Here is a 19,823-nt window from a genome sequence, read left to right on the forward strand (position 1 = left end):
TTTTTGTTTATCCCCAATATATTATAAAGTGCCTTGTGCACGATCTTACCCTCCACCTTGACCTTATAATGCATCGCATCCAGCCATACAATACAGTAGAGCGGTTCTAGAGGACGGTTCTGCCAGGCTTTTACATCAGGTATGATCCGGTCTGTGATCTGGCTCAGGACGGTGTGGGATATATCGGTATCGTACATTTCCTTTATGTGCGATGAGATGTCACGATAGCTCATGCCAAGTCCGTAAAGACCTATGATCTTGTCCGATAGGTTGTCGGCAAGGATGCTCTGGCGCTTCTTTACGAGCTCTGGTTCAAAGCTGCTCTGGCGGTCCTGGGGAGTCTCTATATCAAAGGTGCCAAAACCGCTCTTGATGGTTTTCCTGCCCTTGCCATTGCGCTTGTTCCCCTTGGACCGTTCCTGCTCGTCCAGATGGCCCTCCATCTCTGATTCAAGGGCTTTCTCTATAAAGTTCTTCAGCATGGGAGCAAAAGCGCCATCCTTGCCGAAAAGGCTCTTGCCGGACATGAATTGTTCCAGTGCCTTTTTCTCTAATTCTTGTTGTTCTTTTGTTGTCATAATATCTGATTAAAATTAAACTAAAATTTTTAATCAGACAGAGTTCAGTTTACACTCTCAGAGAATAGACCAAAATAGATTCAGGATTCTCTTCTTTTTTATGCTCTTTTATTCCCATTAACAACTGACGATCGTTCACCAGAAACAACCCTTCAAAGTCTAACTTTTTATTATTAAAAATTTGATGAGATTTAATTTTAAAATTCTCATTTCTAAAATTCTCAATCACAGTAATTTCACCATTACTTTTCAAGATGTAGGCTATTTCTTTATTGATTGCAATACCTTCATAGTCACCTTTTTCACCAAATTTGATCTTATCAGTAACTTTTTCAGAAGCTAAATTATAAATGTAAATAATACCATCTTCATCCTGAATACAGGCAATTTCTTGATCTCCCAAATGATAAATACCTGAAATCTCTTTAAGTTCATCAGGTAAAAACCAAGTTTGAACTATATTGATCTTAAAAGGTGATTTATATTCAAAAATAAACTTATTCCTTAACAATAGTATGATAACACCTATCGTTAAAGTGATAAGACCTATAGTCAAAAAAAGACCATTCTTATAATTCATAATACTTTTCTGTTAACTTTGCAGTTTGTAAAATTGCGTAAAATTAATTTAATGAACAAAGCAAATTCAGACCGTATAGTCTATAATTTCTTAGTTGATAACTTTCATCTCAACGATTTAATGGCTAAGTATTTAAATGTCGCCATTAGTTTCATTTTTTTATTGCTTTTTGGCTTTATCTTATTTAAAACTTTAAGATATATCGCCAAGAAAACATTACATCAAATTGCTGTGCGCTCCAAAACACAATTTGATGATTACCTTATTAAAAACAAAACATTCCTTAACCTTTCAAACCTGATTACCCTAAATGTAATTTCGGCTTTATTGCCGATGATATTTGTGGATTTCCCTCAATATTTAGGTTTTTCCCAAGGATTGTTTGATATCCTTATCATTATTTTAGTAGTGATGGTGATTAGAAGTGTTTTGTTGACTATCAAAGACTTTTTAATGACATTGAATGCTTTTAAAGATAAACCGATACAAAGCTACATTCAGGTGCTTATGATTGTTATTTGGCTCATTAGCGGAACCATTATTTTCTCAATTATTACAGGGAAACCTTTATTAGAATTTTTAACAGCTTTAGGTGCATTTTCTGCTGTTCTTTTATTGGTTTTTAAAGATACAATACTTGGATTTGTTGCTAGCATTCAAGTTTCTGTCAATGATACTGTTCGTATTGGTGATTGGATTACTATGGACAAATACGGTGCAGATGGTGATGTTTTTGAAATCAACCTTTCCTCTGTTAAAGTCAGGAATTTTGATAAAACAATCACGACAATACCTACTTATTATCTCATTTCTGACTCTTTTAAAAACTGGCGAGGTATGAGTTCGTCTGGAGGTCGAAGAATCAAACGCTCTCTTATTATTAAATCAAATAGTGTCAAACTTTTAACTGATAATGACATTGAGGAATTAAAAAAGATTGATTTGATTTCAGACTATATCACTGAAAGACAAAGTGAAATAAAATTATACAATAAAGAAAATCAAATTGATAAGTCAATTTTATTAAATGGTAGAAATCTTACGAACTTTGGTGTATTTAGAATTTATGTCGATAACTATTTAAGTCAAAACCCTGATATCAATAAAGAGATGACAACAATGACGCGACAGCTTGCGCCAACTTCTGAAGGAATTCCTCTGGAAATTTACGCTTTTAGTCAAGATAAAGTTTGGGCTAATTATGAACGCATCATCGCAGATATTTTTGATCATCTTTTAGCGGCGACTTCATATTTTGATTTAGAAATTTTTGAAAAACCAAGTGGATCAGATCTTAGTCGTTTGTTAAATCAAACAGATGAACCTACCGAAAATGTTTAATATTATTAATAAAAAATTAAAAAAAGCAGAACTATTTTGACATCAATTTGAAAAGTTTACTTTTGTTACTTTTATGAAAAATTCTCAGAAAAATAGAAAGAAACCCAGATGGCGTTTATTACATCAGTACTACAGCTACACTGGTTTTTATAGTTTTTTAGGACGTAGTTTGCTCAAAGCCACGCCTCCAATACTCATTTTTATTGCAGCCTTATTGGCAGTACACTTTTTTGTGATGGACATTTATACAATGTTGGATTACGTCACTGAGAACTTCCCTGATTATGCTGTTTTTGCTGTGTTTTTCGCATCAGAATCTATTTTAGGACTTATACCTCCAGAAATATTTATCGCGTGGTCAGGTCAGTCTATGTCACCTTGGCTCTATCTGAGTTTTTTAGCCATTTTATCCTATGCAGGTGGCGTTTTATCATATTTTTTTGGTCGTGGTGTCGCTAGTATTCCTTCTGTATTTGTTTATTTGGAAGTTAAAATGGCTAAGCATATTAAAAACATGAGAAAATGGGGAGGTTTGCTCATTATTGTTGGTGCACTTCTACCCTTGCCTTTTGCGATTTCCAGTATTGCAGCAGGAATCATCAAATTCCCATTTGGAAGTTATCTTCTTTTTGGTTTATTAAGATTAGTCAGATTTGGAATTTATGGCTTTATGATTTTTGAAGCTTTATAGTACAATACCAATTTATCAATATACAAAAAAAGCTATCTTTTCGCAGATAGCTTTTTTGTTTTTTATTGAATTTGGATTCTATGTCATAAACATTTCGTTGATTTTCACACGCAATTTACGCGTGTAATCTTCATATAACCAATCTCTGTAGTTCTTAGTATTGTTGATAATGCAACGTGAATATTTCTTGATTCGATCTTTGATATCGCCCTTTAATTCTCTTGCCAAAATTCTTGCATCAAAAACATCTTCAGAGTTTTCAATACACATTTGAGCATGTTGAGCAATCGATTCTTCTAAAACCAATTTTGATTTTTGACCATTATTAACTGCCTCGTGATATTTTGTATGAACATCAAAGGAAATATCCTCAGAGTTTTTAAACATTTCTCTGACATCATCTGGCATCTGATATGTAAAACTACTTTCGATTTCTTCATCAGAAATCATATTTTCTAAGAAGTAATCAGGGTTTTCAAAAATCAATTGCCAATCTACAGGTGAATCCCAAGGGCCAAAACGCGCAATATTATTACCTAAATCAATAACGTTAAAGTAATCTTTATTAGGCAATTTTCTTGATCCTCTCCCAATCATCTGATAGTAAAGAGTCAATGATTTTGTTGCACGATTTAGAATAATATTTTCAACAGTTGGCTCATCAAAACCAGTGGTTAAGATACTTACCGAAGTTAATATCGCATCTGGTTTTTCTTTAAACCATTTTAATATTTCTCTTCTTTCTCTCTTATTGTGTGTGTTATCAAGGTGTTTCACCTCATAACCTGCATCTTTAAAAGTTTGGTAAACGTACCAAGATGTGTTGATTCCATTATTAAAAATCAAAGTTTTTTTCCCTTTACATCTTTCCTCGTAAGCTTGCAGTAATTTTTCCTGCATGTCTAGGTTGGTGTAGAGATCTTCAGAGGATTTTACGGTATAATCACCCGTCATTCCAACTTGTAAAGTCCCTAAACCTACATCATAGGCAAACATATTTGCCTTTGCTAAAAAACCTTTATCAATCAATGATGTAATCGAATTACCAACGATTAATTCACGATAATTACGATGCATTGGCAGTTTGATATTCGAACTCAAAGGAGTCGCAGTCACACCAAGAATAAACGCCTTTTCAAGATATTTAAACAGCTTTGTAAATGAGTTGTAATGCGCTTCATCAATAATGGCTAAACCAATATTTTTCATATTCACCTTGTCCTCGTTGATACGATTATTCAAGGTTTCAACCATGGCAACAAAACACATGTATTCGTTATCATCAGAGATTTCTTTAACCTTACTATTGATGATTTTGTTTCGTACACCAAAACCATTCAGCATATTTGAAGTTTGTTTACACAACTCAATTCTGTGCGTAAGAACAACCACCTTTTTGCCAGTTTTTTCTATGTATCGTCTTACGATTTCAGAAAAAACAACAGTTTTACCACCACCAGTTGGAAGTTGGTAAAGTAAATTATAGTTCTCAGGAGCATTTTCAAACTTATCAAAGATTTTCTTTAAATCTGCTTCTTGATAATCATAGAGTTCTTTTTCAGCAATTTTATCAGCCATATTATTTGCGAAATGTATTAATTTTTAAGTTTTAAGATTTGCAAAAATAAGCAGAAATAAAGCTAACCTAAAATGTTTTAGGTGTTAATCCCTGAAAAAGCCCATAATTAACATCCTTTCAATAATTCATTTTTAATAATTCATAAAATGATTTAAATTTTTGAGTATTCTACACAACTTTATTCGAGACTTGTATCTTGAAATATTTAATTCATGTAAAAAAAATCAAAAATCTTTGTTCGAAAGCTTCAACTTGTCAGTCTAAAATTTATTTTTGTAAAAAAATCAGACTAAATACATAAAATTGGAAAATAAAAAAGCATTAAAACTCATTGATCAGATCATAAAGGAAACTCAAGAAGCTAATATCATTACTGATACGACAATCGACCAGCTTAAAGAGTTGAGACCTTTTGCTGTTGATGAAAAGCTTCCTGTCGTTGCAAAGTCTATCCGCTTAGCATATGAACATATAGAAGAATATGAGGTTTTCATTATTCCTATTCCACAAGATGAACCTTTGGAAACAGAAGAAGATGCTGATGAAACTGAAGAAGGTGATGCAATCACAGGTGTTGAAAGCTTTGTTTACTTTATGAATTTGATTAAAAATCAACATAAAAAAGTCAACGAAGACGAATTGAGAGAATATAACGAAAAATTTGAGGCTTTCGCCGAATAAAAGATTATGGGGAGAGCATTTGAGTTTAGAAAAGAGAGAAAGATGAAGCGCTGGTCTGCTATGGCCAAAACTTTTACACGCTTAGGAAAAGATATTGTCATGGCTGTTAAAGATGGCGGTCCTGATCCTGAAACAAACTCTAAACTGCGTGCTGTCATCCAAAACTGTAAGACTGCCAATATGCCCAAAGACAATATCGAAAGAGCGATTAAACGCGCTTCTGATAAAAGTTTGGGTGACTATAAAAATGTTCTTTTTGAAGGCTATGCACCAAATGGTATCGCTGTTTTGGTTGAAACAGCGACTGATAATAATAACCGAACTGTAGCAAATGTACGCTCTTATTTTAATAAATGTGATGGTAATTTAGGTACATCTGGTTCTGTTGAATTTATGTTTGACCATATCTGTAATTTCATTATCAAAAACGAAAACATAGATAAAGATGAGCTGGAATTGGAACTTATCGATTTTGGTGCTGAAGAATTATTTGAAGATGAAGATGGCATTCATATCGATGCTCCTTTTGAAAGTTTTGGAAGTTTACAAAAAGAACTCGAAAGCAGAAACTACGAAATTTCATCTTCTGGTTTTGAGAGAGTGCCTCAGGTCACTAAAAAATTAACAGAAGAACAAGAAGCTGAAGTTCAAAAACTTCTGGATTTGCTTGACGATGATGATGATGTTCAAAATGTATATCACACCTTAGACAGCTCTGATTAATTAGACTAAAACTAAGCTTAATATATAAAACTTTAAACTTACATTTCTTCAAAAATAGATTTCATTAATCTAGTTTTATCATTTAAGCTTTCTTCTAAAGAGATCATCGTCTCAGTTCGGCTTACACCATCGATGTCATCAATTTTAAAAATGACATTTTTAGCATGTTCAGTATTTTTTGCTCTAATTTTCACAAAAAGATTAAACTTCCCAGTTGTCACGTGAGCAACAGTAATATTTGGAATATCCTCTAACCTATTTAACACGAATTGCGTTTGTGATGTTTTTTCTAAAAAAATACCAACGTAAGCGATAAAATTGTAACCCAATGAGTTATAATTTAATGTCAATGAAGAACCTTGAATGATCTTAGCTTCTTCCATTTTTCTAACTCTGACGTGAACAGTTCCAGCCGAAATGTTTAATTTCTTAGCGATGTCAGTAAAGGGTGTTCTCGTGTTTTCGATTAACATATTGAGAATCTGGTGATCAATATCGTCTAATTTAAATTTTGCCATTTATAAATTATATTTTATTTATTTTTAAAATGAATTAGATGCAAAATTAATTATTAAAAGTAAATTATACGTTAAAATAATCATTAAATTTCAAATCTCATTACGAAATCGTTTTCGCTAATTGTTAAGGATTTCACAATTGTTTGTAACTCAATTTTTTCTGAATTTATCTGAATATCTTCTAATTCAGCATCCATAGTTTGATGTCCATAAATATGATCTAGGTTTCCTATCTGATCGATATAAGGTTCAAATATAAGAGTTGATTTTTCTGATAGAATCTCGCGATATCTAATAGATACGTCTAAAGTTTCTGTTTCTGACACCGAATAATTTTTAATCAATAAATCTGTGTAGTTTTTTGAGTTTTCAGGAATTGAATGATAATATATGTCTGAATTTTCTGATGTTTGAAAATCCTTCAACTCAATCAATGCGCGAATTAAGCCAATAAAACACAACTGTCGCGTTCTTTCTCTTGCATAATCATTCCCTGAATGACCTGCTTCAACTAAAACAGTTGGTAAAGCTCTGGCATGTAAGTAGTCACCAAAGCAATTGATATTAAAAGCGTCATCATACCTTCCAATTTGTTCTGGAATAAATTTTTGCAGTACTTGATGCATAGAATTAATCACATGCATTGATTTTAAACGCGTTTCATTAAGTGATCTATCTTTACGATAAGAAGCTGATAGAAAAGAAAGTTGTGCAGCTTGAGATTCTTCAGCTTCAAAAACACTACGCTGATCATGCATATTGAAGCAAAAGTCTGGCTTAAAATCGTCGATAATGCGCATTAATAATTTTGTTTCTGGCTGACTTTGATCTTTTGCATCTCTGTTTAAATCAACTTGATTTGCATTTGTTCGTGTCCATGCAAAACTACCATCAGGATTAAGAACTGGAATAATTTTAATCCTTAAATGATTTAAAAGATCAGCTTCATCAGAATTTTTAAATTTTGAATTCAAAAAATAATAGATCAAATCATAAACAGCTTTTGTTGTTGTTGATTCGTTACCATGCATTTGTGACCATATCAAAATTTTGAATGAACCTTGACCAAATTCAAAAGAAGAAATAACACGATCTAAAACAGAATTACCTTCATTAACAATTTGATGCTGATGTGAAATCTGATGATTTAATTTATTGATTAATGGTTCAGATAAATATCTCACAGCTCCAATTGGAGATTTAATATCTGAATAATCTTTGTAAAGTTCTTGATATAAATTAAGCTCTTCTTCCATGTTTACAAATGTAAAAAAGTATTTGTTTACAACTTTAAACAAAAAGAGACGCTCATGTTTTTACAATTGTAACCACTTTTCATTAGCAAACCTCAAGTAAAGTTACATTTGCAACCTTCAGGAATCATAACTTATATGAATTATATTACTTATTTAATTATCAATGATTTATCTTATGCTATATAAACTTTAAGTTTAAATAAAATAAGCTCTTAAGAACTGTTTTGATGATAGGTTTAAATTGTTTACTTTTGTATGGTTACAATATTATACAAATATAATTCACAATGATAAACAGTGAAGCCTTTGCTAAACGTCTAGAAGAAATTTTGAAATATTACGATTTGTCAGCTTCTTCTTTCGCTGAAAAAATTGATGTTGGTCGTGCTTCTATTTCTCATATCCTATCAGGTCGAAATAAACCTAGCCTAGATTTTGTTATGAAGATTGTAAAGGAATTTTCTGAAGTAGAATTGTATTGGTTGATCAATGGAAAAGGTCAATTTCCTAAAAATAACGAAACTACGCCTCCATCAAAAGAAGCTCAACCAGAAAAAAAATCAAATCAAAATTATAAGATTTCTAATAATCAAAATCTTCAATCTGAAAAGCAGTTATCATCTGAAGTTTCTAAAGTTATTGTTTTTTATAAAGATGGTCGTTTTGAAGTATTTGATGAACAAATTTGATATTTTTGCAGAAAATAAAAATTGATGAGAATTCTTAAATTTCTTTTATTGCCACTTCTTTTTAGCGCTTGCTATTCTTCAGAAAGAGATTGTGAAAAGTTTAGAACAGGAACTTTTGAATTTGATGCCTTAATCAACGGTGAAGTCGTGACAACAACTTTTGTCAGAAACGATTCTATTGAAATAGAAACTTACAATGGCAAAACTGACACAGCATCAATCAGATGGATCAATGATTGCCAATATATTTTAAAGTCTTTAAATCCTGAAAGTATGGCAGAGAAGAAACCAATAGAGATGCGTATTCTCTATTCTGACGGAAATACTTATACATTTCAGTACAATATCGTGGGAGATACCAATACTCAACAAGGTACGGCAACCAAGATTAGTGACTAAAACAAACTTGCTTGCGTCTCGTCTGAGTCTGGCTTTTCTTCAATAATCTCCTCCTCAGCTTCCTCATATTCGGGAGCTGGCAAAGATTCTATTAAATCGATTTGTTTGACTTTGTCTGTGGTTAATTGATTGCCCTGAGCTTTGATACCTTTCACTGATATGAACTCCTCTAAACTCTCAATTTGATTTGGCTTTCTCTCCTTTCCTTTAGCTTTAACAAACTCAATTTCTATCTGAGGTTTATAATCCGTACTGACTATCTCTAATTGTGAATCTTGATGTTCTGTAATGATCAATTCATCTTTATCAGGCTGTTCAATTAAAAAGCGTTTAACATAAAAACGTTCTTTTTCACCTTCCCAATAAACGATTGAAATTGGCTTTTTAGGATTCCATTTTTCTAAAACAACAATATCGTTTTCAAAGCGTGTTGTCAATTCAGGAATAATAACTTTTGCAAAACCATTTTGACGAATCACTAATAGTCGATCTTCACCTTTAAAAGCACCCAGTAATTCTCCTCTTTCATCAGTATTCAATCTTCTCACTGTATCATCAAACCAAATTTTACGTGGTTTAAGCGTCGAAACGCCTTCTTCTTTGAGTTCAACTTTTTTAACAGGAAGTTTTGTGACTAAATTACCTTTAACGCCACGTCCTTTAATCGCTAATTCAGAAAAATCAATATCAAACTTTAAGCGTTTAAGACCTTTTTTATGTCGCAAGTGAACACTTACAATTTCGGCTTCACCATTTGGATTACATGAAAAATATGAAATTCTCGAACCTGATTTACCACGTGTCATATCGTAGGCTTTATCGCGCGTAACGGAAGTAACCGCAAATCGCTTCATAAAACTATGACCGTTTTTGCCATCATTGTAAATCAAGTTATAAATCGTTCTTTTGTCCTTTCTTTTAAAGATACCAACGTGAATAATGTTTTTACCAATAAAAGTTTTCGTGTCAACCTTTGTCACCATCATTGTTCCACTTTCCGTAAAACAGATAATGTCATCAATATCGCTGCAATCTGTGACGTATTCGTCTTTTTTCAAGGCAGTTCCTATAAAACCTTCTTTTCTATTGACGTATAATTTTGTATTTCGAATAACAACTTTTGAAGCTTCAATATCTTCAAAAATGCTAATTTCAGATTGACGTTCCTTTCCTTTTCCGTATTTCTTTTTTAGAGATTTAAAATAATCAATTGAAAAGTCAATAAGATTGTCAAGATTGTTTTTGACTTCTTCAACTTCATCTTCTAAAGCTTCAATTTTTTGTTGGGCTTTATCAAGATCAAATTTCGAGATTCTCTTGATCTTAATCTCTGTTAATCTGACAATGTCTTCTTCAGTAACCTCTCTTTTGAGGTGACCTGTGTAAGGCTTTAAACCTCTGTCAATCGCTTGTATAACACCTTCCCAGGTTTCTTCTTCTTCAATATCACGATAAATTCTGTTCTCGATAAATATTTTTTCTAGAGAAGAATAATGCCATTGCGCTTCTAACTCACCTAATTTGATTTCTAATTCAAGCTTAAGCAAACTTACAGTTCTATCTGTACTAATTCTAAGAAGTTCACTGACACCTAAAAATTGTGGTTTATCATCAACAATAACGCAACTCAAAGGAGAAATTGACATTTCGCAATTTGTAAAAGCATAAAGTGCATCAATTGTTTTATCAGGAGAAATCGACGTTGGGATATGAACTAAAATTTCAACTTGAGAAGAAGTATTGTCTTCTATCTTCTTTATTTTAATTTTTCCTTTATCGTTTGCCTTTAGAATGGAATCAATTAAACTTGATGTATTTGTTCCGTAAGGAATCTCAGAAATGACAAGCGTATTTTTATCTCGTGCTGAAATTTTTGCACGAACACGGACTTTCCCGCCTCTTAAACCATCATTATAGTTTGTCACATCAATGATTCCAGCAGTCGGAAAATCAGGAAATATTTTAAATCTTTTTCCTTTTAAATGCTTAATTGAAGTATCGATCAATTCATTAAAATTGTGTGGTAAAATTTTAGTACTTAAGCCAACAGCGATACCTTCGGCCCCTTGTGCGAGAACCATCGGAAACTTAACAGGTAAATTAATCGGTTCTTCTTTTCGTCCATCGTAAGATAATTGCCAATCAGTCGTTTTTGGATTAAAAACAACCTCCAAAGCAAATTTTGTTAACCTTGCTTCAATATATCTAGGCGCAGCAGCACTATCGCCTGTTAGTATATTTCCCCAGTTTCCTTGTGTATCAATCAGCAAATCTTTTTGTCCGATTTGCACCATAGCATCTGCTATACTCGCATCACCATGTGGATGATATTGCATGGTATGACCGACAATATTAGCCACTTTGTTGTATCTGCCATCATCTAAATCCTTCATCGAATGCATGATACGGCGGTGTACTGGCTTAAAACCATCAACAATAGATGGTACGGCGCGTTCTAAAATAACATAAGAAGCATAATCAAGAAACCAATCTTGATACATGCTATTAATTTTTACTGAAACGTCTTTATCATCGTTTTCAGGTATATCCGGAAATTCACTCATAGATTAAGAAGCCGTTTGAAGATGTTGATTTTGTTGTAATAATTTGCTTAAAGATTTTTTAAGATATCTTACTTTTCGAGGACTTAAAAGCGTTACATTGATGCTGATTTTTTTAGTTTTATCATTTTTCTTATAATGAATAACCAATTTTTTAAAAAACAAAAAATTAATCACTTTACAATCAGTTATACTATCTTTTTTGACTTCATACCTTTTGTCGCGATAATTTGTGATTTGCGAAAGAATAATTCCTCTTGTATAAATACTTAAAAGCGTTCCTTCACTGTCATATTCAAAATATCGTCCTGCATAATATGTGTAAAAAATTGAAAGAACAATCAAAGCTTCTATTGCGTAGAAAAGTTTATTTGATCTGATGAATTGAGCACCTAAAACTTGGTTTAGAAAAATAAACAAAAAGAAAAGCACCACTAGAAAATAGTAGATGCCAGGAATCATTTTTGTCGCACGATAGTTAGTTAATCTCATCTTGTAATTCTTCAGCTAAATCAACTTCAACTTTTAGGTTATCAATAATAAAATCTTGTCTTTGTGGCGTATTCTTTCCCATATAAAACTTCAAAAGCTCTTCAATACTTTGATCGCGATCAAGCATCACTGGATCTAAACGAATATCTTCACCAATAAAATTAACAAACTCATCTGGTGAAATTTCACCTAAACCTTTAAATCTTGTAATTTCTGGTTTACCTTTTATCTTTTTTAAAGCATCTCTTCTTTCTTGTTCAGAATAACAATAAAAAGTTTGTTTTTTATCTCTTACTCTAAAAAGTGGTGTTTGCAAAATATACAAGTGTCCACGTTTAATGAGTTCAGGAAAAAACTGCAAGAAGAAAGTGATGATCAATAAACGAATGTGCATACCATCAACATCGGCATCCGTCGCAATCACAATGTTGTTATACCTTAAATCTTCTAAAGTATCTTCAATATCTAAAGCTGATTGAAGTAAATTAAATTCTTCATTTTCATAAACAATTTTTTTACTTAAACCATATGAGTTTAAAGGTTTACCTCTTAAACTAAAAACAGCTTGTGTATTGACATTTCTAGATTTTGTAATACTACCACTCGCCGAGTCTCCCTCGGTAATAAATAATGTAGAATCTAAATAATTTTCTTTTTTAGTATCGGTTAAATGAACACGACAATCACGAAGTTTTTTATTGTGTAAACTCGCTTTTTTAGCGCGTTCTTTAGCTAACTTTCTAATACCCGATAAATCTTTTCGCTCTTTTTCAGCCTGAAGAATTTTTCTGTGTATGTTATCAGCAACATCAGTATTTCTGTGAAGGTAATTATCAAGTTTTGTTTTCACAAAGTCAACAACATAAGTTCGTACGGTTGGGAATTTACCTCCCATTTCAGTTGAACCCAATTTTGTTTTTGTCTGACTTTCAAAAATCGGTTCCATCACTTTGATACTAATCGCTGAAACAATAGATTTTCTGACATCACTTGGCTCAAAATTTTTACCGTAAAACTCTCTTATCGTTTTAACAATCGCTTCTCTAAAAGCTGATTGATGCGTTCCGCCTTGCGTGGTATGTTGACCATTTACAAATGAATGGTATTCCTCGCTATACTGAGCTTTACTGAATGTTAGCGCAACTTCAATATCTTCTCCTCTTAAATGAATAATCGGAAAAAGTTGATCTTTTTCTGCAATACGATCGCCTAATAAATCTTTTAAGCCATCTTCAGAATAAAATTTTTCTCCGTTAAAAATTATCGTTAATCCCGGGTTGAGATAAACATAATTTTTAAGCATTTTTTCAATATACTCTTTACGGTAAATGAATTTTTTAAAAATTTCTGGATCAGGAGTAAATGTGACTTTTGTTCCTCGACGCCTTGAAGTATCATCTAAAGATTCTGTGTCTTTTAGCTCACCTTGTTCAAATTCAGCAGAAACGGATTTATTATCTCTAGTCGATTCAACTCTAAAAAAACTTGACAAAGCATTGACGGCTTTTGTACCAACACCATTTAAACCAACAGATTTTTTAAAAGCCTTGGTGTCATATTTTCCACCAGTGTTCATTTTAGAAACAACATCTACAACTTTCCCAAGCGGAATACCACGACCGTAATCGCGGACGATGACGCGTGAATTGTGAACAGAAACTTCAATTGTTCGGCCAGAACCCATCACAAACTCATCAATGGAATTATCTAAAACTTCTTTTAGTAGAATATAAATTCCATCATCGGCGCTCGAGCCATCACCTAGTTTACCAATGTACATGCCTGGTCGCATACGGATATGTGCTTTCCAGTCTAATGATTTAATATTGTCTTCTGTATATGATGTCATGTTTTGGCTCCTAACTTTGGTGTGCGTAATTTATCGCTTTCAAATTTATTAAAATCAACCGAATAATAAGGCTTTTTTATTGAAAATACAATCAATCATGACAATAAAAAAGCTTGTTTTTGCTGAAGAACATTCATCGTTGAAAAGCTATTCTACCTAATCATGAAGATTAAATCTAATTATTAAATTTCGAATCATTTAACAAATACCCTCAACTCATCGGATTTTTTAAAAATCTATAGCGTTAATCGCACTATGTGAAGCATGTGAAACAACCAATTCATTATCAAGAATAATCAATTGTGGCGATTGATGAATGACTTGAAATTCATGCATCAAAGCATCTGAAACATCTCGGTGAGCTAAAATATCAACGTAAAAATAAAGAACATCTTCTCTATCTTTAACTTTAGATTGAAATTGTCGCCACACCATTCCGCTAATACCGCAGCGTGTTGAATGTTTGAAAATGATAATTTTTTTATCTTTCGATAAATCCTTAATGACATTAATTTGATCAGTAGATGTCAATTTCTTCCACAAACTTGGGTTCTGCGATTCTTCAGTTTCCTTTTTGCCAAATATTTTATCGATCAATCCCATTATAAAAAAGCTTATTGTTCCTTAATACTATTGACAGCATAATTTCGCCATTTATCAATACAATTCTGAATATCACTTGGTATTTCAGAATTAAAACTCATCCATTCACCTGTTGTCGGGTGCTCAAAGCCTAAGGTTTTAGCATGTAAAGCTTGACGAGGTAATATTTTAAAACAATTATCAACAAATTGTTTATACTTTGTAAAAGTTGTTCCTTTCAGAATTTTATCACCACCGTAACGCTCATCATTAAACAAGGTATGTCCTAAATGTTTCATGTGAACGCGTATTTGATGCGTCCGACCAGTTTCTAAGCGACAAGTCACCAAAGTGACATATCCTAAACGTTCCAAGACTTTATAATGTGTGATGGCTTCTTTCCCAAACTCATTATCATCTTCGTAAACCATATATTGCAGTCGGTTTTTAGGATTTCTACCAATATTTCCTTCGATAACACCTTCATCTTCTTTTACATTTCCCCAAACCATCGCCACGTATTCACGTTGACTTGTTTTATGAAAAAATTGACGTGAAAGATGTGTCATCGCTTCTTCGGTTTTGGCAACAACTAAAAGTCCGCTTGTATCTTTATCAATTCTGTGAACTAGTCCAGGCCTGTCGCTAGAATTATTAGGCAAATTATCAAAATGAAAAACCAATGCATTGATTAATGTCCCTGAATAATTACCATGACCAGGATGTACAACCATTCCTGCTTCTTTATTAACCACAAGTAGGGCCTCATCTTCATAAACAATATCAAGAGGAATATCTTCAGCCGTTAAAAGATTTTCATAAGGTGGATATTCTAATAAAACCTTGACTTCATCATGTGCTTTGACCTTATAATTTTGCTTAACTGCAACTCCATTGACAAATATGTTTCCATCTTTTGCTGCTGCTTGAATTTTATTTCGTGTAGCATTCTCAATGAAATTCATTAAAAACTTGTCAACACGTAAAGGAACTTGTCCTGAAGACGCCTTAAAACTATGGTGCTCGTATAACTCGTCATTATCTTGTTCTGATCTTTTTTGATCACTCATTGGTTTCTATTTTTAGAGAATCTGATTCTATTTCTTCACTAAACTCTTCATTATATCTAAGGCTTCCATCACTAATAACAATAATGATTTCACTATTTTTTTTGAGCATTTCTCCAGCTTCTAAAGTTGCACCGTCGTGTTTCAGTTCAAGTACTGAACCTTTTGCCCATCCTGGCTTTTCAACAACTTCAACAATTTTAAAACCCATCGCTTCAAGAGTTGGCTGAACCTGCCTTAAGGTTCTTGAAATTAAGTTTTCAGGAATTTCAACATCGATATAATCAGAAGGATTAACTGTTAAGTAAATTTTTCTATTATCTTTTACCATTGCTCCTGCTTTCGGGTTTTGTTCAATAACAGAGAAAGCTGGATAATCAGGATTGTAATTTGCTGAATCTAATACTTCAAAACGCATATTCACTTCATCCAATTTTTTATCAACAATATCTAATGAGAGTTTTGATAAATCAGGAACTTTAATTGTCTCACCGTGGTTTGTTGTAGCTGAGAGCCATTGTGTCGCACCAAAGATGAGAACAACAATTAAAAGAATAGCAATGATGATTTGCTTCAAAAAAGCTTTGCTAGATAAAAACTTAAATAATGACATTTGAAAATGAATTTCTGCAAATATACATATTGTAAGCTTTACTATATTTCTGAGATCAAAAGTTTTATGTTTAAACTTTAATCAAAAAAATCGAACCCGCTAAGATTCGATTTTGATTTTTAAATTTGTTTGTAAATCTATTTTTTGTGCATAAAAGCTTGTTTTTTCAGTAGTTCTTCTTCAGTTTCCACATGATCTTCATCAGGAATACAGCAGTCAACAGGACAAACAGCCGCACATTGCGGTTCTTCGTGGAAGCCCATACATTCAGTACACTTATCAGTCACAATGAAATAAAATTCGTCACTCACCGGCTCATTTGATTCTTCAGCATTCACTTCTTTTCCATCTGGCAAAACGACATCGCCTTCCAGATCAGTTCCGTCAGCATAACGCCAATCATCAGCACCTTCATAGATCGCTGTGTTTGGACATTCAGGCTCACAAGCACCACAATTTATACACTCATCTGTTATTATTATAGCCATTTTTTCTATTATTTACGTAAGTTTGCTCAAAATTACTCACTATCGACCTGAAAAACAAATTCTATGTCATTAGAAGCTAAAAAAAAAGGATTAAAACAACTTCGAGACTTTCTAAATAAGTATTTAACCGCTTTCAATAAGGATGAACTTCACGGCGAATTTCAAGTTTTTTATGATGATATCATCTTAAAATCAAAACAGCATAATGCATGGTTTACGATTAAAAATATGCATGAAGCAATTCGTTCATGGGCAGATGCTTTATCTGAAGAAAACATTAATACTTGGCTCAAGCCTTATGATTTAAATAATGTCAACAAAAAGAAAGTAGCGATTATTTCAGCTGGAAATGTTCCTCTTGTTGGTTTTCATGATTGCCTTTCTGTATTTATGACAGGCCACGATCTTATTTTAAAATACTCTTCAAAAGATCAATTTTTGACACCTTATTTTTTGAAATTCCTTCAAAATACTGGTGCCTTTGATTCTAAATTAGAAATGACTGACAAACAAATTTCTGATTTTGATGCAGTTATTGCAACTGGAAGTAATAATACTTCTCGTTATTTTGAATATTACTTCAAAAACAAACCCAATATTATTCGTAAAAACAGAAACTCTGTCGCCGTTTTATCTGGAAATGAAACCGATGACGAATTAAAAAATCTAGGAAATGATATTTTTCAATATTTTGGTTTAGGTTGTAGAAATGTTTCAAAAGTATTTGTCCCTAAAGGTTATGATTTTTCAAAATTCTTTGAAGCCATTTATGGTTTTGGCGACTTGATTCATCATCATAAATATGCTAATAATTATGATTATAACAAAGCAGTTTATCTGATGAGTGAAATCAAATTGTTTGATAATAACTTTTTAGTTCTTAAAGAAGATCAATCATACAGTTCTCCTATCGCTTGCTTGTTTTATGAATATTATGAAGATTTAAATCAAATAGAAAAGAAACTCAATATTGATAAAGAATTGTTACAATGCAAAGTCGGACATCTTGATTTTACTGATGTCGGTTTTGGCAAAACACAATCTCCACAACTTTGGGATTATGCTGATGATGTTGATACAATTCTTTTCCTTAAAGATTTATAAATATGCAAAGGCTACACAATTTTAGCGCTGGACCTTGCACATTGCCGGATGAAGTTTTTGAAAAAGCCTCACAAGCTGTGATAAATTTTAATGGCTCAGGACTCTCAATTCTTGAAACTTCTCATAGAAGCGAAGCATTTACTGAAGTTATTCAGAAGGCACAAAGTTTAGCTTTAGAGCTGTCAGGATTGAAAAACAAAAACTATTACGCTTTATTTCTTCATGGTGGCGCGAGCTTTCAGTTTATGATGACAGCCTATAATTTACTTGAAAATAAAGCTGCATTTATAGAGACAGGAAGATGGTCTGATAAAGCAATTACTGAAGCTCAATATTTCGGTAAAACAGAAATTATAGCTTCTTCAAAAGATAAAAATTACACCTATATTCCAAAAAAAATCCAGTGTCCAAGCGATGTTGATTACTTGCATTTCACGAGCAACAATACCATCTATGGAACACAGTTCAAAAGCTTTCCTCAAACTGAAGTTCCTTTAGTTTGCGACATGAGTAGTGATATTTTTTCAAGACAGATAGATTTTTCACAGTTTGATTTAATCTATGCTGGTGCTCAAAAAAATATTGGTCCTGCTGGTGCAACTCTTGTTTTAGTGAAAGAAGATATTTTAGGAAAAGTCACTCGGAAAATACCTTCAATTTTAGATTATCAAAAGCAAATTAAAGCGAAAAGTGTTTACAATACGTCTCCTGTTTTTTCAATATATGTCTCAATGTTAAATCTAGAATGGTTAGTGAGACAAGGAGGTTTAGAAGTTATTGAAAAAAGGAATCAAGAAAAAGCTAAAATGCTTTATCACGAAATAGACAGAAACTCTCTTTTTAAAGCTTATGCTAATAAGCAAGATCGATCAATGATGAATGCCGTTTTCACTTCAGTAGATTCGAAATTTGATGAAAAATTTCTGAATTTTGCAAATCAGCATCAAATAAGTGGAATAAAAGGTCACCGAAGTCTTGGTGGATTTCGTGCATCAACTTATAATGCATTAGGAATTGAAAGCGTAGAAAAGCTTGTGAACTGCATGAAAGAATTTGAAAAAAACACAAATACTATTTAATGAATATATTAATCAACGACGGGCTTTCAGCTTCGGCTGTTAAGCTTTTAGAAGACCAAGACCATAAACTTTATCCTATTAAAGTTGCTCAATCACAACTTGTTAACTATATCAATAAGCATCATATTGAAGCAATTATAATTGGAAATGACACTAAAATAAACAGCCAGATTATTGATGCTTGTACTGATTTAAAAATCATTGCAAAAACGGGAAGTGAACTCAATAATATTGATTTTGTTTATGCAAAAACTAGAGGTTTGAAGGTTTTCAACTCTCCTGATCAAACATCAGAGAGTGTTGCAGAACTTGTGATTGCTCACGCTTTAAGTTGCATGAGACATCTGAAAAATACAAATAGAGATATGCCTCTAGAAGGTGATCAAAGATTTGCTGAAATCCAGAAAGCAGCAGCTAATGGTCAAGAACTTAAAGGCAAAACAATAGGAATCATTGGTTTTGAAAAATTAGGGCAAACTCTAGCTCAAAAAGCAATTGCACTTGGTATGAAGATTTTGGCATACGATCCTAAAGTGAATGAAGCTCAAGTCAATCTTGAGTTTTTTGATCAACAAAAATTGAGTTTTAAAATTGAAACAACAGATTTAGAAACTTTATTAACCGAATCGGATATCATTTCATTGCATACGCCAAGGTTGAAAAAACCGATTTTATCAGCTAAAGAATTTCAAAAAATGAAACCAACAGCTGGCGTTATCAACACCTCTTTTGGCGGAGTTTTAGATGAAGTTGAGCTCGTTAATGCGCTTCATAACAACACGATAGCTTTTGCGGCTTTAGATGTTTTTGAAAATGAGCCACACCCTGAAATTCAAATTTTAATGCAAGATAAAATTTCATTAAGTCCTCGCATTGCAGCCTCAACATTAGAAGCTCAAGAACGCATCGGACTTCATATTGCACAACAAATTATTAACTTTGATAAAAATTAA

At 32.5% G+C, this 19,823-nt stretch carries 21 protein-coding genes; 9 read left to right on the forward strand and 12 right to left on the reverse strand.

Annotation, left to right across the window (positions count from 1 at the left end):
• Together CAP47_RS00030 and CAP47_RS00035 are read right to left on the reverse strand one after the other, a co-directional pair.
• The coding region (locus CAP47_RS00030) for a transposase (protein ID WP_192869866.1) at positions 1–578 on the reverse strand (578 nt) is incomplete at its 3' end.
• A gap of 49 nt (positions 579–627) precedes the next feature.
• A complete protein-coding gene (locus CAP47_RS00035) occupies positions 628–1,158 on the reverse strand; it encodes a hypothetical protein (protein WP_100774845.1) in 531 nt (176 codons plus the stop codon).
• A gap of 51 nt (positions 1,159–1,209) precedes the next feature.
• Between CAP47_RS00035 and CAP47_RS00040 the strand changes: the two genes are divergently transcribed.
• Together CAP47_RS00040 and CAP47_RS00045 are read left to right on the forward strand one after the other, a co-directional pair.
• Positions 1,210–2,499 (forward strand): mechanosensitive ion channel family protein, encoded by a 1,290-nt coding sequence (locus CAP47_RS00040; RefSeq protein WP_100774846.1) that lies wholly within the window; start codon positions 1,210–1,212, stop codon positions 2,497–2,499.
• Between the two features lie 73 nt (positions 2,500–2,572).
• Entirely contained in the window at positions 2,573–3,190 is a 618-nt protein-coding gene (locus CAP47_RS00045) for a YqaA family protein (protein WP_093241374.1), read from the forward strand.
• A 78-nt stretch (positions 3,191–3,268) separates the two neighbouring features.
• Here CAP47_RS00045 and CAP47_RS00050 read toward each other — a convergent pair whose 3' ends face one another.
• Positions 3,269–4,768, reverse strand: coding sequence for a DEAD/DEAH box helicase (locus CAP47_RS00050; protein WP_100774847.1), 1,500 nt, complete (start codon positions 4,766–4,768; stop codon positions 3,269–3,271).
• 304 nt (positions 4,769–5,072) lie between these two features.
• On the opposite strand from CAP47_RS00050, the gene CAP47_RS00055 reads away from it, so the two are divergent.
• Positions 5,073–5,450 carry a hypothetical protein gene (locus CAP47_RS00055; RefSeq protein ID WP_100774848.1) on the forward strand — a complete coding sequence of 126 codons (378 nt, stop codon included), beginning with the start codon at positions 5,073–5,075 and terminating at the stop codon, positions 5,448–5,450.
• A gap of 6 nt (positions 5,451–5,456) precedes the next feature.
• Entirely contained in the window at positions 5,457–6,173 is a 717-nt protein-coding gene (locus CAP47_RS00060; RefSeq protein ID WP_100774849.1) for a YebC/PmpR family DNA-binding transcriptional regulator, read from the forward strand.
• A gap of 38 nt (positions 6,174–6,211) precedes the next feature.
• Here the strand turns inward: CAP47_RS00060 and CAP47_RS00065 are convergent, their stop codons facing one another.
• Entirely contained in the window at positions 6,212–6,691 is a 480-nt protein-coding gene (locus tag CAP47_RS00065; protein WP_093241386.1) for an Lrp/AsnC family transcriptional regulator, read from the reverse strand.
• A gap of 83 nt (positions 6,692–6,774) precedes the next feature.
• The gene (locus tag CAP47_RS00070; RefSeq protein WP_100774850.1) at positions 6,775–7,947 is read right to left on the reverse strand and encodes a M14 family zinc carboxypeptidase; all 1,173 of its coding nucleotides are present in this window, start codon (positions 7,945–7,947) and stop codon (positions 6,775–6,777) included.
• A 287-nt stretch (positions 7,948–8,234) separates the two neighbouring features.
• Here CAP47_RS00070 and CAP47_RS00075 point away from each other — a divergent pair, with 287 nt between their 5' ends.
• Together CAP47_RS00075 and CAP47_RS00080 are read left to right on the forward strand one after the other, a co-directional pair.
• A complete protein-coding gene (locus CAP47_RS00075) occupies positions 8,235–8,636 on the forward strand; it encodes a helix-turn-helix transcriptional regulator (protein WP_100774851.1) in 402 nt (133 codons plus the stop codon).
• A gap of 24 nt (positions 8,637–8,660) precedes the next feature.
• A complete protein-coding gene (locus CAP47_RS00080; RefSeq protein WP_093241403.1) occupies positions 8,661–9,035 on the forward strand; it encodes a DNA topoisomerase IV in 375 nt (124 codons plus the stop codon).
• On the opposite strand, the gene CAP47_RS00085 is transcribed toward CAP47_RS00080, so the two are convergent.
• From CAP47_RS00085 to CAP47_RS00115, 7 genes are all read right to left on the reverse strand, one after another.
• Positions 9,032–11,599, reverse strand: a complete 2,568-nt coding sequence (locus CAP47_RS00085; protein ID WP_100774852.1) for a DNA gyrase/topoisomerase IV subunit A — start codon at positions 11,597–11,599, stop codon at positions 9,032–9,034. The genes CAP47_RS00080 and CAP47_RS00085 overlap by 4 nt on opposite strands.
• 3 nt (positions 11,600–11,602) lie before the next feature.
• Entirely contained in the window at positions 11,603–12,088 is a 486-nt protein-coding gene (locus CAP47_RS00090; RefSeq protein ID WP_093241409.1) for a hypothetical protein, read from the reverse strand.
• A complete protein-coding gene (locus CAP47_RS00095) occupies positions 12,075–13,937 on the reverse strand; it encodes a DNA topoisomerase IV subunit B (protein WP_100774853.1) in 1,863 nt (620 codons plus the stop codon). Before CAP47_RS00095 ends, CAP47_RS00090 begins: the two co-directional genes overlap by 14 nt.
• 228 nt (positions 13,938–14,165) lie before the next feature.
• The gene (gene ytxJ, locus CAP47_RS00100; protein WP_100774854.1) at positions 14,166–14,540 is read right to left on the reverse strand and encodes a bacillithiol system redox-active protein YtxJ; all 375 of its coding nucleotides are present in this window, start codon (positions 14,538–14,540) and stop codon (positions 14,166–14,168) included.
• A gap of 11 nt (positions 14,541–14,551) precedes the next feature.
• A complete protein-coding gene (locus CAP47_RS00105) occupies positions 14,552–15,589 on the reverse strand; it encodes an RluA family pseudouridine synthase (protein ID WP_100774855.1) in 1,038 nt (345 codons plus the stop codon).
• Positions 15,582–16,199, reverse strand: coding sequence for a PASTA domain-containing protein (locus tag CAP47_RS00110; RefSeq protein ID WP_100774856.1), 618 nt, complete (start codon positions 16,197–16,199; stop codon positions 15,582–15,584). The genes CAP47_RS00105 and CAP47_RS00110 overlap by 8 nt, the downstream gene beginning before the upstream one ends.
• 137 nt (positions 16,200–16,336) lie before the next feature.
• Positions 16,337–16,687: a 4Fe-4S binding protein gene (locus tag CAP47_RS00115; protein ID WP_100774857.1), complete on the reverse strand. Its 351-nt coding sequence runs from the start codon at positions 16,685–16,687 to the stop codon at positions 16,337–16,339.
• Between the two features lie 63 nt (positions 16,688–16,750).
• Here CAP47_RS00115 and CAP47_RS00120 point away from each other — a divergent pair, with 63 nt between their 5' ends.
• From CAP47_RS00120 to CAP47_RS00130, 3 genes are read left to right on the forward strand one after another with little or no spacing between them, the layout of a single operon-like run.
• Positions 16,751–17,791 (forward strand): acyl-CoA reductase, encoded by a 1,041-nt coding sequence (locus CAP47_RS00120; RefSeq protein WP_100774858.1) that lies wholly within the window; start codon positions 16,751–16,753, stop codon positions 17,789–17,791.
• Between the two features lie 2 nt (positions 17,792–17,793).
• On the forward strand, positions 17,794–18,870 hold the full coding sequence (serC, locus tag CAP47_RS00125) for a 3-phosphoserine/phosphohydroxythreonine transaminase (protein WP_100774859.1): 1,077 nt from the start codon (positions 17,794–17,796) through the stop codon (positions 18,868–18,870).
• Positions 18,870–19,823: an NAD(P)-dependent oxidoreductase gene (locus tag CAP47_RS00130; protein ID WP_100774860.1), complete on the forward strand. Its 954-nt coding sequence runs from the start codon at positions 18,870–18,872 to the stop codon at positions 19,821–19,823. Before serC ends, CAP47_RS00130 begins: the two co-directional genes overlap by 1 nt.

This window comes from Psychroflexus sp. S27, assembly GCF_002810405.1.
In the GTDB taxonomy this organism is placed as follows: Bacteria; Bacteroidota; Bacteroidia; order Flavobacteriales; family Flavobacteriaceae; genus Psychroflexus; species Psychroflexus halocasei_A.

What these genes read in the sequence shown, in the direction of transcription:
- CAP47_RS00035 (WP_100774845.1), bottom strand. Translation starts at nt 1,158, where the DNA reads ATGAATTATAAGAATGGTCTTTTTTTGACTATAGGTCTTATCACTTTA.
- CAP47_RS00040 (WP_100774846.1), top strand. Translation starts at nt 1,210, where the DNA reads ATGAACAAAGCAAATTCAGACCGTATAGTCTATAATTTCTTAGTTGAT.
- CAP47_RS00045 (WP_093241374.1), top strand. Translation starts at nt 2,573, where the DNA reads ATGAAAAATTCTCAGAAAAATAGAAAGAAACCCAGATGGCGTTTATTA.
- CAP47_RS00050 (WP_100774847.1), bottom strand. Translation starts at nt 4,768, where the DNA reads ATGGCTGATAAAATTGCTGAAAAAGAACTCTATGATTATCAAGAAGCA.
- CAP47_RS00060 (WP_100774849.1), top strand. Translation starts at nt 5,457, where the DNA reads ATGGGGAGAGCATTTGAGTTTAGAAAAGAGAGAAAGATGAAGCGCTGG.
- CAP47_RS00065 (WP_093241386.1), bottom strand. Translation starts at nt 6,691, where the DNA reads ATGGCAAAATTTAAATTAGACGATATTGATCACCAGATTCTCAATATG.
- CAP47_RS00070 (WP_100774850.1), bottom strand. Translation starts at nt 7,947, where the DNA reads ATGGAAGAAGAGCTTAATTTATATCAAGAACTTTACAAAGATTATTCA.
- CAP47_RS00075 (WP_100774851.1), top strand. Translation starts at nt 8,235, where the DNA reads ATGATAAACAGTGAAGCCTTTGCTAAACGTCTAGAAGAAATTTTGAAA.
- CAP47_RS00080 (WP_093241403.1), top strand. Translation starts at nt 8,661, where the DNA reads ATGAGAATTCTTAAATTTCTTTTATTGCCACTTCTTTTTAGCGCTTGC.
- CAP47_RS00085 (WP_100774852.1), bottom strand. Translation starts at nt 11,599, where the DNA reads ATGAGTGAATTTCCGGATATACCTGAAAACGATGATAAAGACGTTTCA.
- CAP47_RS00090 (WP_093241409.1), bottom strand. Translation starts at nt 12,088, where the DNA reads ATGAGATTAACTAACTATCGTGCGACAAAAATGATTCCTGGCATCTAC.
- CAP47_RS00095 (WP_100774853.1), bottom strand. Translation starts at nt 13,937, where the DNA reads ATGACATCATATACAGAAGACAATATTAAATCATTAGACTGGAAAGCA.
- ytxJ (WP_100774854.1), bottom strand. Translation starts at nt 14,540, where the DNA reads ATGGGATTGATCGATAAAATATTTGGCAAAAAGGAAACTGAAGAATCG.
- CAP47_RS00105 (WP_100774855.1), bottom strand. Translation starts at nt 15,589, where the DNA reads ATGAGTGATCAAAAAAGATCAGAACAAGATAATGACGAGTTATACGAG.
- CAP47_RS00110 (WP_100774856.1), bottom strand. Translation starts at nt 16,199, where the DNA reads ATGTCATTATTTAAGTTTTTATCTAGCAAAGCTTTTTTGAAGCAAATC.
- CAP47_RS00115 (WP_100774857.1), bottom strand. Translation starts at nt 16,687, where the DNA reads ATGGCTATAATAATAACAGATGAGTGTATAAATTGTGGTGCTTGTGAG.
- CAP47_RS00120 (WP_100774858.1), top strand. Translation starts at nt 16,751, where the DNA reads ATGTCATTAGAAGCTAAAAAAAAAGGATTAAAACAACTTCGAGACTTT.
- serC (WP_100774859.1), top strand. Translation starts at nt 17,794, where the DNA reads ATGCAAAGGCTACACAATTTTAGCGCTGGACCTTGCACATTGCCGGAT.
- CAP47_RS00130 (WP_100774860.1), top strand. Translation starts at nt 18,870, where the DNA reads ATGAATATATTAATCAACGACGGGCTTTCAGCTTCGGCTGTTAAGCTT.